The sequence below is a fragment of the Sulfitobacter profundi genome (assembly GCF_042661425.1).
In the GTDB taxonomy this organism is placed as follows: Bacteria; Pseudomonadota; Alphaproteobacteria; order Rhodobacterales; family Rhodobacteraceae; genus Sulfitobacter; species Sulfitobacter profundi.
In genome coordinates this window covers 472,663-490,067 of the sequence record NZ_JBHSWA010000001.1, presented here as the reverse complement: position 1 = coordinate 490,067, position 17,405 = coordinate 472,663, and the positions used below count along the sequence as shown (strand labels likewise).

Sequence of the window (17,405 nt, the reverse complement as noted above, 5' to 3'; positions counted from 1 at the left end):
AATAGATATCTCTTACCGGCGTGACACTTTTCCTTTGCAAGCCTCTGTGGCTCCAGAAGCTCCTCCGGCATCTCAGAGGTCTTTTTTGCTTCGGAAATTTCCGAGAAAGCAGTGCGGAACCTACTTCCTCCATGACCCAATGGAGGAACATCTTGAAAAAGCCTGTCTATTACACCGCCAACGAAGTCGCCGAAATCTTCAACCGGGACCCGCATACGATCCGGGACTGGATCAACCACGGCTGCCCGACACCAGAAGGTCTTGTGAGGCTTCAAGCCGCCAAGCTCGGCAAATCTTGGACGATCAAGGACGAGTGGCTGGCGATCTTCGAGCTTCGAGTCCGGCCTGACCCTGTGAGGCCGGACCTCGAACTCGAAATCCCCTGCGAACCTGAAAGGGAAACTCCATGACACTCGATCAAATACTGCGCGATTACCTGGAAACCAGCGGTGAAAGCATGCGCGCGCTGTCATTGCGCGCAGGACTCAACCCGAAAGCCGTCAGCGACATCCTGAACATTCCGGGCCTTCGCCCGCGCAACGTGACCCTGTCCGCCCTGTCAGCCGCCACGGGACATGATCTTTTTGCGTCGCAGCCGGGTTCGAGCGTCACTTTCGCCGACATGATCAAGGTTGCCCAGCAAAACGGGGACGGCACCCTCGTTTCGCGTCTGCGCTGGTTGTGCCGCAATGCCGGATGGGCTCCAGAGCTGCGCCCAGTGTGCAAACAAGATGTGATCGACTTCTTCGATCGCAACGAGCCGGCTCGCTTCGATCTCGCAACCGGCAGTTACGCCACATACCGATCCATGCTCGTGAATGCGGCCGGCTCGAGCCAACCACGCCAACGAAAGCGGCGCATCGATGACATCGCTGGACGATACAAGGAGGTCCATGAGGCTATTCGTTCGAGTGATCTTTCCCGCTCGGTTGTATATGCCAGCGGCGCGTTTCTCCTGTTCCTCCACGACCAAGGCATAGCGCCAGCAGAGGTAACCCAAGACACCCTGGCTGCCTATTACAACCATCGAGTCGAGACCTCGGCCAAAAGTTCCGCTGCCTGCGAGAAACACGTTCGCGAGATTGCGACATTGATCGCACGCCTTTCCTCCGATCCAGGGTTTGTCCGCTTCGGATTCATCGCAGCCCCGCACCCGTTCGCAGACGGACGCGACAAGTTCCGGGTGAATCCAGATCAGATCGCTACCCTGATGAAGGAGTTCGATACACGGGTGGCTCTCTGGGCACAGGGGAAAGCCTCACGTGATGGGCTGTCCCGGGCCGAGTTCATCGCGCGCATGGATCGGCAAGAGGCCGCAGGCGAAATCAGCGCTAAGAAGGCGAAGCTGCGCGCAAAACGGCTGGAAAAAGCCGGGAGACCGGGTCAGCCCAGTCGGCAAGACGCTCCCAGCCGCTCCGAATTGCTGCGGCAGGCCGGCTTCCTGATCGGCAAGCATACTTGGAGCGACAAGACCCTCGCGACGCGCCGCGGCTACATTGTTTCGCTGGCCAAGGCTGTTGCCTCGTCCGTCGAGGTTGTGCCGGAGACCATTGAAGAGCTCACCGATCCAGAATTCCTCGATGTCGCTGCGGAGACCTTGAAGGAGGTCAATCGAGGCGAATACCCAAGCGCCTATGTGACCAGTGTGCTCAAGACGGCGCGCAAGATCGCCCGTGACTATCTCTGCCGCTCGCCGGAGGATCTCCGAGAAATAGATGATACGATCGCGCTGCATGAGGTGAACTATCAGGGCATCGCACCGCGGAACATGTCCAAGCTCAGGCTGTTTAATGACACGCGGATACAGCGGACCATCGATCTGAGCGCAGTGCTGCTGCGCGACATCGACGCGTCGATCCAGCGTAAGCGGAAAGCTGGGCACAAGTCGGACGGCTCACTTCCCAAGGCCGTCGAAGTGATCGACCCGGAGCTTGGTCGCGATATTATGGCCGCCTTGGCGCATGATATCCTGCTCGCACGAGCTCCCCGAAGCGAGAACGTCGTGATGGCGAGGCTGGACTGGGTGGTCTGGCAAGATGGACGGGCGCGTATCGTGGTGCCCGCTGCCCAGGTCAAGATGCGGAGCGCTGGCGACGCGGATCTGACCATCCAACTGGGTAAAGCGGCGAGCAAGCTGCTTAGCACCTATTTGGAGACCGTGCGCCCGGCGATACTGACTGCTTCACAGAAGGAGAACCCGTATATGTTCCCAGCGCAAGGGAAAACCAATGCCGACGGCCATTACGCCGGCCTTCTCAAGCGGGTGACCGCCCGCTTACACGAAAAAGTGGGCGTCCGCATCAACCCGCATCTCTACCGCCACCTGATCGGTTGGATCTGGCTCAGGGACAGCCTCGACCACCTGCCAAAGGTTCAGCGTTTGCTGGGTCACAAGCGCCTGCAGACAACCATCGATCACTATGCGGAGCTGGACGAGACTCTGATCTCGAACGAGTGGTTGGCGCATCTTGATAGTCGCACTGCAGCGTAATGAAATTCGCTCCTACAGGGAATTCGTAAGAACATGAATAATCACCTCGCTCTTCTGAACTGGATCCGCAACGCGGCCCCTGAGGATCAGCCGCCGAGCCTTCTCAAGCTCGAGACGCACCTCGAACAGCGGCACTGTGAGGTCGACTCAAGCGCCTTCATGGAGTTTGCCCATCTGCAAAGAGTAGCAACCGAAAAATGGGGCGCCGAACGCTGTGCGCATTTCGCCCAAGTGCTTCGCAAGGCGCGGGTGAAGGGGAAGGCGCCGCGCCAAACCGCATGGGAAAAAGCACAGAAGCGCCTCGGCGAGCTCCCGAAGGATTGGCATCATGCTATCGCTGAACGGATCTCGAGATCGATGGAGGGAAAACGCTCCAAAGGGTGCCCCCTTTGGAGCGCGGCGCATTCCGCAAATGTGATCCGCGCGCTGGCGGGCTGGGTGGATCACTGCAGATCCCACGGCCTGCCCCTGCGGCCAACCGGTCAGGTTCTCGATCGCTACGCAGCTCAAGTTGCAGAACGCGCCTCAACGCGGACGGCATCGGATTATGTTGGCCGTATCCTGGCAGGCATGACCGTCATCGAGCCGGGCCTCACGTCGCCGGCCTGCGAATTCGTCGCATGTGACTGGCGGGAGCGCGCCGAGCAAGAAGGAGCCATAACGAAGACCGGCTCCCAACTTGTCGGAGCATCGGAAATATACGGCCTCGGGTTCGAGCTGATGGAGAAAGCCCGAAAGCGGCGCCTTCGAGGCATCCATGCCGCCCGGGATTTCCGAAACGGCATCCTGTTGTCTCTTGGCGCGGCCCTGCCGCAACGGGCACGTGCGCTGTCCGCGCTGGCTTTCGACCAGACCCTCGACCTGCCAGATGCAGGGTTGGTCCACGTTCGAATCCCGGCGCGCATGCTGAAATTGCCAGAGGATCGGAAGAACGGTGCGCCGTTTGAGAGGACTTTAACCAGTCAGAAACTTTCCGAGTCACTTCTGGAATACAGGCACTTCTACCGGCCGCTGTTTGACCGGGGGAGTATCTGTTCCCGTCGATGCTGTCGCCCGATGTCGCCATCAGCGAAAGCCAGATCGGACGTCTCACCGGGGATGTGACCGCACGCGCCTTCGGCGTCCGGGTATCTATCCATCGCCTCCGTGACAACGTCGCGACTGAGGCCAGCGAACACCTGACCTCGGGCGCGCGCGCGGCAACGGCCTTGCTCGGGCACCGCAGCGAACGAACAGTGCAGCGGCATTACGACCACTCGACAGGACTGGCTTCCGCCCAGGAATTCGTAGACAAAATCGAAGGCCAGCGCAGCATGGATGTGGAATTGAAGCTTTGAGAAGGGAGAGCAGGCATCAGTGCGTATTGCCGTTCCCCACCGAAAATTCCCTTATTTCCGAAGGATGTTGAAAACGCCCAACAACCATCCGCACGGGATGGAAGCTGGGTGTTTTCAACATTTTCCCGCCCTCGCCGGAATTTCCACAGCATCCTGAACACGGCTCACCCTGACTTCAACAAGAGTTCGGACAGCCTAATATCAGCCCGACCGTATAGGCGCTCGTCTGTTCCCGCGCATAGCAATAGGCACCCCGAAAAAAACCGTTTCGCGTTTCCGAAGAAGTTCCAATCTCCAGTCTACCCAAACCGGCAAACAACGATAGGAACGAAACCATGACCACTTACATCGAAATTGAAGGCATCGAACCCACGGAACTTAAGAAGATCGCTGGCGACCCGGCAGCCTCCGCGGCGTTGAACTCCAACTACCAGGATGCCGAGGCCTGCCGCCGGGTTCTGCTCGGCATACAAGAAGCGCAGGAAGCAGTGCGAGGAGTGTCGACGAGTGAGGCAATCACGATTGCGCTTGCCTTCGGGCGTGATGACCTCCTGCCAATGTCCCATCGCGACTTTCGTTCGGCCCGGCGTCGCATCGACAACCGGCAGCGCCGACTGGTGGATGTCGCGGCAAGGGCGAAGTGGGCGACGCAATACGAGAGCCCAGCTTGCAACGGATAACCTGCACTTCCGCGAGCCAAACCTCTTTGTCTACGTTCATTGATTGATGGGGAGGGCCGCTTGCGGCGATTTCACCTGTTCGAGCCTAACTGCGCCTTGCGAAATTGGTTGATTTCACAAAGGGGATGAGCGCCACCTACAGGCAAGCGTCAAGTTTGCATTCGCATTGGGCCGAAGCGTCGTTGCGACCGGACCTAACCTGCCGTTAATTGGTCGGCTCGTCGCTGCGATGCAGCTTTCCTGAGCCGGTCATCGGTGGCACCGTGCAGCACGATCTGAGCGGCCGAGGTCGGCAGTGCGGGAAACTTACAGCCGTCCGCTGCAACAAAGCTCGATTTGGTTTATCCGTGAGGTAACTGGAAGGACGCGGTTGCCCGACCTTCGCTGCGCACCGCAAGCTGTCGCCGTCGTCAAGGGCAACTGAGAGATGCGCTGGCCTTGGTCCTTCGCTGGCGAGAGAAGAGGCATCGCAAGCGAGGGAAAATGCTACCTGTTCTTCCTTTATCGCTGTATTAACCTGCTGAAACACAAAATCATGCTTATTTCTGTGAGAGGCTTGAGATTTGGACTGGAATGAACTCATGAAGGTTGTTGGAACCTTCGGTGGTATTGCCTCAGTTTCTGCATGCGTTGCCGCTTTTGTAGGAAAATTGATATCCTCCCGCGCAATAGAATCGCACAGGGCGAAACTGGTTTTGCAACTTGAGACCCACAAGAGCGAGCTCAACAGCGTCGCTGACAGGCAGCGACTACTTTTGAAGCGTCAAGAGCTCATGTTTGAAAGAGAGTATATCGCCGCCTCTGAGTTCTACAGATTATTTACTGAGGTGATGCCTGATGCATGGGCTCCGGATTTGGATTGGGGCGATGCACAAGTCCGGATAGCCGAGAACTTTAATAAGCATGAGGCGGCGTTGAAGGCTTTTTTGATTTCGCATTCTGCCTCCCTTAGCCAGACTGTGCGGCACACTGTGGAAAGAGCGAAACAGGTGGCAACTGAAGGTGTGTTTGAGGTTGGTCATGATACGGGAGGGGAGGGCTACGAGGACAATGAGACCCCTCACGAAAACGTTCAAAGACTCGTCGATGAATTTTATGAATTGGTTAAAGAAGCCAATACACAGATCAGATTGGATCTCGAGAGTGGATCATTCTCGCAGAATAAGAATACTGCTTCTATTTAATCGAACCATTTCCTGGACTCGCGCAAGCCGGACATTCAAAACTGAGCACTTACGGTGCAAGGCCAACTATGCATCAGTCCCTCGCTTTCCCAGCGGACCGCCAGGGTGGTTCAGGCGAGGCGACTGTTTCGGCCTCGGATCGGATGTGCTCTGCGAGCGCCACGAGCGTTCGTTTTGATTAAGCTGCGACTGACCCGCCTGTGCTGCAACTGCCAGAGCTTCCACTAACAACTCGGTTGGTTTGGGCTCACAGCAGAGTTGCGGCGACGCAGCGGCGATGGCCCCGGAGGAATGTTACCCGCCGTCGCTTCCCGGCCCAGACCTGACCTTCACCGCCTAATCATCATTGCAGCACAGCCTCCCCCAAAGCGGTCTTTCAGGAAACTTTGCAGCATTATCCGACAGGCAGAGGTCGGCTATGCGGACCTTCCTGCCGTTCGCGGTGGACACTCAGTTTCCGCCGCGATTGCGAACACCCCCAGGAGGAAGGGCTCGAGGCAGCCATTCGCCGCGCGCTTCACAGAGGCCAGCACTGCGGACTTTCCTGCCGTTTGCTGCCGCTGCTCAGTTTGCGCTGCGATTGCGAGGGCCTTTGGAATGAAGGGCGGACAGCTGCCGTTCGCTACGCCATGGACGAACGGTAGCTGTCCGCAGTTTGTTTACATTACTTGCGGGATTCCATGACCGCACCGGCCAACGCACTCCCGCCCGGAACGATCAGTAGTCCGCCATGAGCTGGCGCGCGGCGACTTTATCAGGTGCGGACACTCGTTGGCCGCGATGCGCAACACCAGTGCATGTGTCAACATGCTGAATTGCAGCATTGATGCATGCCGTTTTTTTGCCGTCCCGTCTCTTGTCCTGCAGGCGCCCCAGTGGGTATTTCATTCTCATGGTTCGCCCCTCCGCACATAACTCGACCCTGACCCTGCCTATTTTTTATTGTGGCAAGAGCTACGCATCTTTCATGCAGCTCTTCCGGGAGGTTGTGCCGCCGCCCGCCGTCGGCGAGGTGACGCTCGCCGCGCGCTTGCGCCGCGGCTTGGAAAAGCATCGCTGCTATGAAGACGGCTGGCTTGACGAGGCACTTTACCTCGATGCGGACGCATTCCGTAGAAAGCACGGAACCCGCAGGACGTGGGTAGTTGTAGACGGGGAACGCGTCGATCTCGCAAGCATCTACGACGCCATCGATAGCGCTCAAATCGACTACGCGACCTTCCGACAGCGAGCGGTAAAGCGAACGGACCTGACAATGGACCAGGTCAGGGATGCAGCGACACTCGACTTCGCTGAATGGAATACTCACTACGGGCGCGGCGGCCGCAGGAGGGATTTCACATACGCAGGCGATCTGCATCCCGAGGCGCATGGAAAATACACGGCCGTCACTTCTCTTCTCAAGACGATCGGTCGCTATGAGGACCGTGAAGCTATCAAGCATCGTCTGAAGCGCGGCTGGGATATCGATGATGCCCTCAGCAGACCAGTGATCGAACGTGACTGCGACTGGAGCGTGGTCTACACAATTATCCAGCTCTCCTCCGGTCGTCAGTATGTCGGCGTTACTGTGCGCGGCCAACGCTCCCGCTGGCGAGAGCATCTGAAATGCGCTTTTGAGACCGGAGGCTCGACCCCTCTCTATCAGGCGATGCGAGAGACCGGGGCTGCGGACTTCCGCATGGAGGTCATTGAAGAGGGCGCCATGTCAGGTGAGGCACTGGGCGAACGGGAACGGCACTGGATTGAAATGCTGAATACGATGATGCCCGCAGGCTTCAATAGCGCGCCTGGAGGCGGCATCGGTCGTGTGGAAGGTCTGCCCATTGCAATTGACGGCATCACCTACCAGTCCCGTGAAGCCGCCGCTCGCGCAATTTAGCAGATTACAGGCCTCGCGAAGCACGTTGTTCTGCGGCGGATTGTCGAGGGCAAGCCCTTTCCAGAGAAGGCGCGCCAGCAGAGCCAGCATCCGGAAGCGGGCACGGTCCTTTTCAGGAAGTGGCTGGGCCTCCTCAAGCGCGCGCGTGAAGGCGCCACGGCTGAGGTGGTCGCAGACTGGGACGACTATGATACCTGGAAGCGACAGACCAGCGCCGGGGGCAAGGAGGACCTTGATCTCTACCGCCCGGACCGTTCTGCCCAATGGGGGCCATCGAACTTTGCATGGGGCTCCGGCAAAGACCGCGTGACCAGTGTTCATGGTCGCGAAGTCTCGGCATTCGGGGAAACCTGGCCCAGCAAAGCGGAGGCTTGCAATGCATTTGGCATTGGAGTCAGCACGTTTAACTTTCGCCTGAAGGGCGGCATGACGGTGGAAGAGGCGCTCACTCAGCCGCTTGGAAAAACTTCCCGACGAGGCGAGGCCTTCGTCTTCGAAGGGGAAAGCTTCCGGAGCATGACCGAGGCAGCAAACGTCCTTGCCGAACGGCACGCCGTGTCGCCGGAAAAGGCGCGGGACCGCATCCGGCGTGGGGTCGAAACGGCACGATGGGCAGAGATGGGTGCAAGCCGCTGACATCGTTGATCTTCGGAGCATTACGGGCTGGGACCAGTCATCTGCCGCGCCTGGCCCGGACGTCCGCAATGGGCCGAAAACGATGCTTTTCTAAGGCATTGGTGCGGTGGTTCCATTTTAGCATGTTGTTGAGCGCGGCAAAGAAGAGATGGCTATATATTCCCGATAGCCTTTGCGGCAAAGCGAGCTGCTCTATTCGCTTCATCGCCACTCTATCACAAACAGCCTTTCAACCCGACCGCGGAACAACGCCGGGATCGGGATAATGTGCAACCATCCAGGGGTAATTGCTTAATCTATTAAAGACCTGAGAGATTACGGCTTGAGGCGCCATTCGAAGTCCTCGAGATGGAACTCAGGGCTTCTTTGGGCAGATACCTTCGCGCTTTCTGGTAGAAACTCCGCACGCTGTTCGATAACGCACAGAGTATGTTTGAAGGTAGAGAGTTGCGTATTTTTGCGTCTAAATTAGGTGCATTTGACGTAACGTATGCATCTCAAACGGAGAAATAGATTCAGATGAAAAACTTCCTTCTTACGACGGCAATGGGCGCAACACTCGCGACTGCGGCGCAGGCTGAAACGATGACCTATGTGCTCGATCCTTCCCATAGTCAGATCGTGTTCAGCTATAATCACTTGGGTTTCTCGACCACCACAGGCATGTTCTCTGGGTTCGAGGGCAGTATCGAGCTGGACCAAGAAGACCCGGCAGCATCGAGCGTCTCTGTTTCATTTCCCGCCAAGAGCCTCATCACCGGCTGGCCCGCCCGCGAAGCGCATTTTCTGACTGAAGATTTCTTCGGCGCCGAAGCGAACCCCTTGGTGACATTCACCTCAACGTTAATCGAAGTAACCGACGAAGAGACCGGCAAGATCACCGGCGATCTGACCATGAATGGCATCACGAAGTCCGTCGTCTTGGACGCAACACTGAACCAGTTGGGCGATCATCCGATGGAAAACCGGCCCTGGGCCGGGTTTGACGCGACGACGAAGCTGCTGCGCTCGGATTTCGACATGGGCCAGTTCGCCCCGTTTGTCGGGGATGAGGTTGCGATCGATATCTCGATCGAAGCAATGGTGCCCGCTAAATAATCGAAGCCTCATACTTTACCACAAGGGTCGCGCGATTCCTCGCGCGGCCCTTTTTCGTCTCGATGGTGCAGGGTCTATTCTGGCTTAGTTGCCACCAGTTCTATCCGGACCTCCACAGCAAACCCGACAGAGCTTTCGTCCGGATAGGCCATTCCCATGCCGAAGTCACGGCGGTCCAGAACCGTGCCGCCCGAGGCTTTGGCCGTGCGTCCTGTCACCTCGAGATCGAAGTCGAGCGTGACGGAAACACTCTGCCCGACCAGTGTCAGGGAGCCGGAGGCTTGGTGCTTCGGTCCGCCGATTTGCACGATGTTGCCCTGAAACACGGCGGTATCATGGGCGGCGACATCGAAGAACTCGGGGCCTTTCGCCTGGTCCGTCACGGACCCAAGTGTAAGGGAGGTCGTATCGATCACCGTCTTAACGGCGCCTGTTCGGGTTACTTCATCATACTCGATCTCAGCCTGCCAATTGGCAAATCCGCCGGTGACCTCGGCCCCCATTTGCTTGATTGTGATCGACAGGCTGCCGTCCTGCACGACCCATCCTTCGGTCTGTTTAGCAGGGAATTGTGACGCGGCTTCCACGTTGTGAGCGGGGCCAAACACGGTCAGGGCGCCGCCGATTGCAAAGGTCCAGATCCCTATTGCGGCGAGAACGGAGGCCGTCTTGCCGGGGTGAGTGGCCGCCTTGCCGGCAGCCCGTCCGTTCCACATGCGGGCCAAGGTGCCATCGCGGTCAATCAGCGCGTGGTTAATTGCGCCCCCGATATGCGCCGCGACCATCGTTGCCAAAACGATCCCCGCAATCCAGTGAACATTGGCTGCCGCACCGGCAAGGCGCTCCGATTTTGGAATAAACGGCAAGCTTTGGGGGAAGGGCCACCAGATTGGCGCAAATCCCACTTCGGCCGAATGGATCACCCAGCCGGAAAGCGGGAGCACGAAGATGGCGGCGTAGAGCACCCAATGCGCCGTGTCCGCGGCGAAGGTTTCGAGGCGCCGTTCGGGATGGAGAGGCACGGGACGCGGTTGCGAGATTGCCCAGCCGACCCGCAATACTGCCAAAGCCAAGATCGTCACGCCGATCGTCTTATGGGTCGAATACAACAGCTGAAGGAAGGCCACGGTATCGCCACTACGCGGCGTGAACTTCCCGATCAATCCAAGTGCTATGTCTGACAGCACCAGGAGCGCGATGCTCCAATGGAAAAAACGGGCGACGCGCCCGTAGCTGGCGGTTGTGTTTGATATCATCGGACCCTCGCATGTCTTGACTGGGTTTCCGATATCAAGACTTCGCCGCCAGCACATTCCGTTGTTTTCACACAAGCTCTGTGCGCAGATGGAAAAGCCACGGTTTAGCGAGGCGCAACTCGGAGGGCAGGAGCCCGCATGCGCACGTCTTTCGGCTTAACTATCCATGCAATGTATGGGTGTTTGCGGGAGCGCAGCGTAATCTTGGCGATAGGTATTTCTCGCGCGGCGTCGCGGAATTAACGAATGGCCGATCTGGTGAAGCCGTGCTGTGGCGTCGAAAGGGGATGTGAGTGTCCGGTTTGGGCCGGCCGCACCAAGCGCGCCCATGCTGCCACTGCGAAGCCTCCAACGGCTTACGCGGTCAGTTTGGGCTCGAAGCCGACCTTAGCTGCGCAGCGTATGAAAGTCCGGTCTGGGCCGTTCCTGCTGGCCCAGCCTATGCCGCACCTGCGAAAAGGTCTGCCTTTCACGCGGTCAGTTTGGGCTCGAAGCGGACATGCCACAATGCGGCAGCGCATCCACAACGAAATCACATCAGAGCCTTGTTACGCGATGGCCTGCGCAATGGCTGCTGTCAGCCTGAAGCAGGCATTGCAGTTCTGCTCCATGGGCGAAACTACTGATTTGCTCTGGCAAAGAGTAGCAATCGAGGTGGGAAAAGTGCGTTGGCAGGTAGCCCAAAGATAATGAAGAGCCAACGAGGAGCACTATTCGGAAAAGAGCATTCTGTAGCAAATATGCATTAGGAACCAAGCCATCCAGAAGTTTGTTTACTTGCAGTCGATGCAGAAAGAACCGCACCCGTTTTTGCTTCCCCTAATTCTATAATCTGTTGAATTTTCGCAGCAGAGTCACTAAGCCCATCTGTCCGTATCTTCATCTGGACGCATGTTCCGTCGAACGACCAGTTGTGTCGATTCAAGTTATTGGATTGCCGTGTTATCCCAGCATCACCAGAGATCACTCTGAATACACCATGCTCCGCGCAAAAATTGCTTGTAGTATAGAGGCCAAACCCTGAATTTCGATAGTAGGGGTTTTGGTATTCTCTTTCGAGATCCGAAGTTCCCGAAACTCCCGGGTTCAGAGATAACGTGAGCGCGTCGAGCGAACTATCTGTTTCATAATGGTCCTTCATCGTTGCGGCAATTCCCACACCGTTGTCGCATATCACTATTTCGGCTATTTTCCTCTTTGGCCAGTATTGACCAAGCAAAGCTGCCTTGGTTCCCATTCCATGCTCGACCGCATTTCGAAATACTTCGCGGATTGCATACTCTACAGCTACAAATAATCCCCCTTGTTGCTTCGCGTCAAGATTTCTGCCAGCTTCAAAGACTCCTCGGCAGCGATCTTTCCGTAGGGCTCGTCTCCTGAACTTGCCTTTAATTTGTTGAGATCGAATAGATGTATTGGAACGTAATTTCCGCTACCTGAGGCATCACCAACGTGGTTGCCCCGAGAAAAGCCCAAGAATCGAAAATACCCGATATGATCGGCATACCCCCTAAAAGGCGTTTCTCTGGATCTACACACGTATTCAACTTCTGGAAACTTTGTTCTAAGGTCCCTAAGGTCACTCGCCAATGCAATCATCGGGAGCGGTTCAGCGAATTTAGTATCAGCGAAATTGATGATGCACTTGTTGATGCCAGTTAGGTCCAGCTCTCGTATTTTTAAGCCTGCCACAGCCGGAAAACTGGTGAGATTTGGGGGAATTATTATGCTCTTCTGCTTCGTCAACCTTTGCCCCTTTTTCCTTCACCAATTGGAATGCCTCAACATGGTATTGATTTGTATCCTATTCTCTACCCAACTGGCTTCAAGAGCAAAGCTCAGTGTGATCACTCTGGCTCCGCTTAAAGAATGGCAGATTGGTCTGGGTCGTCTCGGAGTTCAGTCTGTGTCCAGATTCTTTGCATCAGCTTGACCCGTTAGCATGCAGCGCAGGAGCTTACGTCAACCGCCCATGAAACTTTGCAAAGTCTGCTTCTGTGCATTGCTGACCTTGGTGGATGGCGCAACAAGAGCTATGGCGAAGGCAGGGGGGTAATCTCGGCTTTTCAAGATACGAACTGTTGATTGTCACCGAGAACTGACCCGGCATTTTCACCGAGACTTGACCCACCCAGTTGTTATGTTCTTTGCGTTATGATGGCGTCAATGCCGCTTTTTCCTTTCGTTTCTGTTTGGCTGTCGCGGAGCTGGCCTTGAACCGGTAGCTGTCATTGCCGGTCTCGAGAATGTGGCAACGATGTGTGAGGCGGTCGAGGAGCGCGGTGGTCATCTTTGCATCACCGAACACGCTGGCCCATTCGCTAAAGCTCAGGTTGGTTGTGATGACGACGCTGGTGCGCTCGTAGAGTTTGCTTAGAAGGTGGAACAGCAACGCGCCACCCGTAGCGCTGAACGGCAGGTATCCCAGCTCATCCAAGACCACTAAATCGGCTTTCACCAGCACCTCGGCGATCTTTCCTGCCTTGCCTTGGGCCTTTTCCTGCTCCAACGCATTGACCAACTCGACCGTGGAGAAGAAGCGCACACGCTTGCGATGATGCTCGATTGCTTGAATGCCGAGGGCGGTAGCGACATGCGATTTTCCCGTTCCAGGGCCTCCGATCAGCACTACATTCTCAGCCGCGTCCATGAACTCGCATCGGTGAAGTTGGCGGACCAAAGCTTCACGGACTTCGCTGGCGCCAAAGTCGAAGCCAGAGATGTCTTTGTATGCCGGAAAGCGTGCTGCCTTCATGTGGTAGGCAATGGAACGCACCTCACGTTCAGCAATCTCGGCTTTAAGCAGCTGCGACAACATGGGGATCGCTGCATCGAAAGCAGGCGATCCCTGCTCATGCAGGTCCTGCACGGCCTGAGCCATGCCTGGCATCTTCAGGCTACGCATCATGATGACGATGGCAGCACCGGCGGGATCATGACGCATGACGTGTTCCTCCCGTGGTGCGTAGCCCGTCATATCGTGCGACATTGGCCTCGGGCTCCTTATTCAAAGAAAGGGCCGCAGGCGGGGTCACATCGGGCTGGTCTATCGGTGCGCCATCCACCAGCCTGTGAAGTAGGTTCAAGACATGGGTTTTTGTTGGTACGCCCGCCTCCAGCGCCATTTCTACTGCGCAAAGCACGGCCTGTTCGTCATGGTGGAGGACCAAGGATAGGACGTCGATCATCTCGCGGTCACCACCTGGCCTACGCAACATATGATCCTGCAGCTTCCGGAACCCTTCTGGCATCTCAACGAAGGGCGCCCCGTTGCGCAGCGCGCCGGGTTTGCGTTGAACCACCGCCAGATAATGGTGCCAGTCATAAATAACGCGCCCTGGCTGACGGTGTGAGCGTTCAATAATGCGCTCATGCGTGCAGACCACATGGCCTTCGGCGACGATGACCAGCCGTTCAGGATAGATGCGGAGACTGACAGGGCGGTTCGCAAAGCTGGCAGGCACTGAGTAGCGATTACGGTCGAATGCTATCAGACAAGTGGGGGATACCCGCTTGCTCTGCTCGACAAAGCCGTCAAACATTGTGGGCAGTGGCATCAGCGCGGCCTTCTCGGCGTCCCAGATATCCGCAATATTGCCAGGCAATCTGCCATGCGGTGTCTCGGCCCAGAGAAGCTTGCAGCGCTCCTCCAGCCATTCATTCAGCGCATTGAGGTCCGGAAAGGCGGGCATGAGTTGCCAAAGCCGATGGCGGGCGTCGCGCACATTCTTCTCAACCTGACCTTTCTCCCACCCTGCCGCGGGATTGCAGAACTCAGGGTCAAAAACATAATGGCTGGTCATCGCAAGGAACCGTGCGTTTACATCGCGCTTCTTGCCGACACCAATCCGGTCAACGGCTGTCTTCATGTTGTCATAGACGCCACGCCCCGGAACACCCTCAAACACCCGAAAGCCATGCCAGTGGGCATCGAACAGCATCTCATGCGTTTGCAGCCGATATGCCCGCACCAGAAATGCGCGGCTGTGTGACAGCTTGATATGAGCGACCTGAAGCTTGAGGCGCTCGCCGCCGACATAGGCCCAGTCCTCGCTCCAATCGAATTGGAACGCCTCGCCCGGCTGAAAGACCAAGGGCACGAAAACACCCCGGTCAGTCGTATGTTGAGCACGCTGGCGTTCGCCCTTCCAGTTCCGCACGAAGGCCGCGACACGCTCATATGAACCATCAAAGCCGAGCTGAACCAGATCTGCATGCATCTGTTTGGCCGTTCGCCGTTCCTTGCGTGATTTACGCTGCTCAGACAGCAACCAGCCTGTCAGCTTCTCAGCATAAGGGTCTAACTTGCTCGGTCGGTCCAAAATTTGGAACTCGGGCTCAACTATCCCTGTCCGCAGATACTTCTTGATCGTGTTGCGAGACACCCCTGTCCGGCGCGCAATCTCGCGGATGGGCATCTTGTCTCGCAGAGCCCATTTCCGAATAATCCTCAGAAATCCCATGTCTAACACTCCAATAGCTCCCAGCTGATTCAAGCAGGGGCAAGGTTACACATGGGTCAATTCTCAATGACAATTTCTGCAGTTGCCGGGTCAGTTCTCGGTGACAATCAACATATGTGCCCTTTTCGCGTTCGGTGACTGCTGCGTCTCTATAAGATTGAAGAAGGGTATCAAGTGCGGACATATTCGGACTACTTTTCATCATTTTGAGGGCCTCTTCGGCGATCGCGCCTTTAGACCATTGCAAATTACATTTGATTGCGAAGTCTTAGCCGGCGGCCACGACTATTTTTTCATGTAGTTCGCGCTCAATCTTAGAAGTGGCGCATTCACTCGGCCGCAGTGGCATGGGCAGCATTTGCAAGTCTCGCAACATACGCCTTTGTCGCGTCCACTGAAGTGAAACAACGGAACCCGGCCTCATTCGCAATGGCAAGCAATTCGGGCCCTTCACCGAGCAGCACAGCGACTGGTTCGGAGAGCTCAGGTTGGAGACCATCGGACCAGACAAGATCCAGAACGGCCTTCTGCTCACCAGTTTCCTGATCTACGAAATCCCAAGCGACCTCACCCTTTGAGAAACCTTGGCATTCCACCCAAGCGTTTAACTCTTCAAGCTCTCGTGCTTCATCCTCGTTGGCGATCCCCCCAAGGAGAACGTTATCACTCACCTTTGCAGATGCGGACGCTTCGAGCATGTCGGCGTCGTCGTGTAGCAACGATTTCAGAAAGGTGTTCGCCGCTTCAGCAAGCAACTCTTTTCTGGCTTCCAAGAAATCCCGGAAGTTGTTTAGCTTCCAAAGCTGAGGATCTTCAGGCACCCATTGTGAGCGTAGCGCGCCAGGGTGGGCCGCCTCGATTTCCTCGAAATACTCCTCCGGGCGTCTGTCGCTGATAACCAGGTTCGTGTCCTTAGTCAAAAAGCAGAAGTTCCCCAAAGCATTCACCTCGGATCGACTGTAGCCCGCCTTATACAGCTGAGCCCTCGGGAAGATGTGATGGACTTCCAAAGAGCTCATCTTTCCAAGTAGCTCACTCTTGAGCGGAAGTCCCGTTCCCCAATCGCGCGCCTCTGTCATCCTTGTCAACATGTAGAGCACGGGGTAGAACCGAGAACCCACACTCCAGCTATGAAAGTGACCTGGTTCAACGCGAAGACCACCTTGCGTCAAACGCAGTTCATCGAGCAATTTGTCGAGATTGCCGCCGGTTTGTTCAAGAATTCCGAGATCTTTATCAATTACGCTTTCAGTGGAGGCTGAGAACCGCCCCCACATGCCGCTTTGCACATACCAGAACAGCAATTTGTCTCGGGTGCGTTCATCGAGCCGACCGCCACGCATTTCAAGAAAACGAACCATGACAGGGACGGCAAACCGGGCAAAAAGCACGCGGTTGTGATCCAGACCAAGTCTGCCTGCCATCATATTCAGTGCAGTATCGGTGTGCCGAACAGCGCGAGCCAAGGCATCGGCAATCTCATCGGCGGAACGATCATGGAGATAGAGGAATTTGGCCTCCCCAGTCAGCACAGTATTTACGGACCGGAGCAGCCAATCGAGGGTAAAGTTGTAACCTGCGTCTTTCCAGCGAGTGAGGCTCGACTTCATGGTGTCGCGAGCCTCCGGCCAGTCGGCACAGATTTTTGCAAGTGCCAGATCGCCCTTGGAAAGCTTTGTGCCGCCGCTGTTCACGCGGTTGAAAATGTCGACAACAACATCAAGGGTTTTGTCCGATCCCGTCACCTCCTCAATGTGGAAGTTCTTGTCGCGGATGCTGAGTAATTGGTTCAAGCGGCCAACATACTCTCCCAATCGAGCCATATGCTCAGGGTTACTGTTCAAATCGTTGATGAAGTTTCCAACGCCTGCATTTCCGCTTTTCATGAGCTCGGTAACGTCGATCCAAAGAGGATCGTCGCGCATTTTGATGGGTTGATAGAACTCGAATTCTTCGGTTGCGAGATTGAACCGAAGCTCCGTGAAGGACTTTGCATTCCCATCGAAAAACTTCGGCGGCTTGCCCCGTATCACTCCATACAGAGAGGTGATCCGCTGCTGGCCATCAAGCAGCAACTTGACCACGCCTGGCGCAAGTTCCCCATCACCTCTATGGGCCGCGGTCGAAGCACTGGTCGCCCAGACCAGAAGGCTTCCAACCGGATGCCCGCGATAAAGGGAATGGAATAAGCCCCGGACTTGCTCTCGTCCCCAGACATATCCTCGCTGGAACTCGGGAAGAGCCATATGCCCATTGTCGATGTAGTCGAGGATCGAAGTAATATTCATAGTAAAATGCCGTAGAAAAATTCGGTGTGGACTACTCTGCCGCATGAGGCCCGTAGCATGCAACCTCTGATAGTCTCCGAAGCGAAGCGC

At 56.3% G+C, this 17,405-nt stretch carries 15 protein-coding genes; 9 read left to right on the top strand and 6 right to left on the bottom strand.

The features are described from left to right. The first annotated feature begins 152 nt into the window (after positions 1 to 152). The 9 genes from ACFQAU_RS02590 (at position 153) to ACFQAU_RS02550 (ending at position 9,308) form a co-directional block, all read left to right on the top strand. The gene (locus ACFQAU_RS02590) at positions 153 to 410 is read left to right on the top strand and encodes a helix-turn-helix domain-containing protein (RefSeq protein WP_132446941.1); all 258 of its coding nucleotides are present in this window, start codon (positions 153 to 155) and stop codon (positions 408 to 410) included. Further along, a complete protein-coding gene (locus tag ACFQAU_RS02585) occupies positions 407 to 2,491 on the top strand; it encodes a site-specific integrase (RefSeq protein WP_132446943.1) in 2,085 nt (694 codons plus the stop codon). The genes ACFQAU_RS02590 and ACFQAU_RS02585 overlap by 4 nt, the downstream gene beginning before the upstream one ends. A gap of 33 nt (positions 2,492 to 2,524) precedes the next feature. Continuing rightward, a complete protein-coding gene (locus ACFQAU_RS02580; protein ID WP_386280315.1) occupies positions 2,525 to 3,595 on the top strand; it encodes a hypothetical protein in 1,071 nt (356 codons plus the stop codon). Next, positions 3,592 to 3,828, top strand: a complete 237-nt coding sequence (locus ACFQAU_RS02575) for a hypothetical protein (RefSeq protein ID WP_386280312.1) — start codon at positions 3,592 to 3,594, stop codon at positions 3,826 to 3,828. Before ACFQAU_RS02580 ends, ACFQAU_RS02575 begins: the two co-directional genes overlap by 4 nt. 335 nt (positions 3,829 to 4,163) lie before the next feature. Then, complete coding sequence (locus ACFQAU_RS02570; protein WP_132446947.1) at positions 4,164 to 4,508, top strand: hypothetical protein; 345 nt, start codon at positions 4,164 to 4,166, stop codon at positions 4,506 to 4,508. A 563-nt stretch (positions 4,509 to 5,071) separates the two neighbouring features. Further along, entirely contained in the window at positions 5,072 to 5,692 is a 621-nt protein-coding gene (locus ACFQAU_RS02565) for a hypothetical protein (RefSeq protein WP_132446949.1), read from the top strand. An 892-nt stretch (positions 5,693 to 6,584) separates the two neighbouring features. Further along, positions 6,585 to 7,574, top strand: coding sequence for a GIY-YIG nuclease family protein (locus tag ACFQAU_RS02560; protein ID WP_165935630.1), 990 nt, complete (start codon positions 6,585 to 6,587; stop codon positions 7,572 to 7,574). A gap of 165 nt (positions 7,575 to 7,739) precedes the next feature. Beyond that, on the top strand, positions 7,740 to 8,210 hold the full coding sequence (locus ACFQAU_RS02555; protein WP_132446953.1) for a hypothetical protein: 471 nt from the start codon (positions 7,740 to 7,742) through the stop codon (positions 8,208 to 8,210). A 519-nt stretch (positions 8,211 to 8,729) separates the two neighbouring features. Next, the gene (locus ACFQAU_RS02550) at positions 8,730 to 9,308 is read left to right on the top strand and encodes a YceI family protein (protein ID WP_132446955.1); all 579 of its coding nucleotides are present in this window, start codon (positions 8,730 to 8,732) and stop codon (positions 9,306 to 9,308) included. A gap of 74 nt (positions 9,309 to 9,382) precedes the next feature. Here the strand turns inward: ACFQAU_RS02550 and ACFQAU_RS02545 are convergent, their stop codons facing one another. The 6 genes from ACFQAU_RS02545 to ACFQAU_RS02520 all read right to left on the bottom strand — a co-directional run bounded on the left by ACFQAU_RS02545 (position 9,383) and on the right by ACFQAU_RS02520 (position 17,315). After that, positions 9,383 to 10,564 carry a cytochrome b/b6 domain-containing protein gene (locus ACFQAU_RS02545; protein ID WP_132446957.1) on the bottom strand — a complete coding sequence of 394 codons (1,182 nt, stop codon included), beginning with the start codon at positions 10,562 to 10,564 and terminating at the stop codon, positions 9,383 to 9,385. A gap of 745 nt (positions 10,565 to 11,309) precedes the next feature. Then, a complete protein-coding gene (locus ACFQAU_RS02540) occupies positions 11,310 to 11,801 on the bottom strand; it encodes a hypothetical protein (RefSeq protein WP_386280301.1) in 492 nt (163 codons plus the stop codon). A 50-nt stretch (positions 11,802 to 11,851) separates the two neighbouring features. Continuing rightward, entirely contained in the window at positions 11,852 to 12,310 is a 459-nt protein-coding gene (locus ACFQAU_RS02535) for a hypothetical protein (protein WP_386280298.1), read from the bottom strand. A gap of 406 nt (positions 12,311 to 12,716) precedes the next feature. Continuing rightward, complete coding sequence (gene istB, locus ACFQAU_RS02530; protein WP_386279912.1) at positions 12,717 to 13,508, bottom strand: IS21-like element helper ATPase IstB; 792 nt, start codon at positions 13,506 to 13,508, stop codon at positions 12,717 to 12,719. Next, positions 13,498 to 15,027, bottom strand: coding sequence for an IS21 family transposase (gene istA, locus ACFQAU_RS02525; protein ID WP_260010420.1), 1,530 nt, complete (start codon positions 15,025 to 15,027; stop codon positions 13,498 to 13,500). Before istA ends, istB begins: the two co-directional genes overlap by 11 nt. Positions 15,028 to 15,356: 329 nt before the next feature. Next, positions 15,357 to 17,315 carry a GmrSD restriction endonuclease domain-containing protein gene (locus ACFQAU_RS02520; protein ID WP_132445621.1) on the bottom strand — a complete coding sequence of 653 codons (1,959 nt, stop codon included), beginning with the start codon at positions 17,313 to 17,315 and terminating at the stop codon, positions 15,357 to 15,359. Positions 17,316 to 17,405 lie beyond the last annotated feature (90 nt).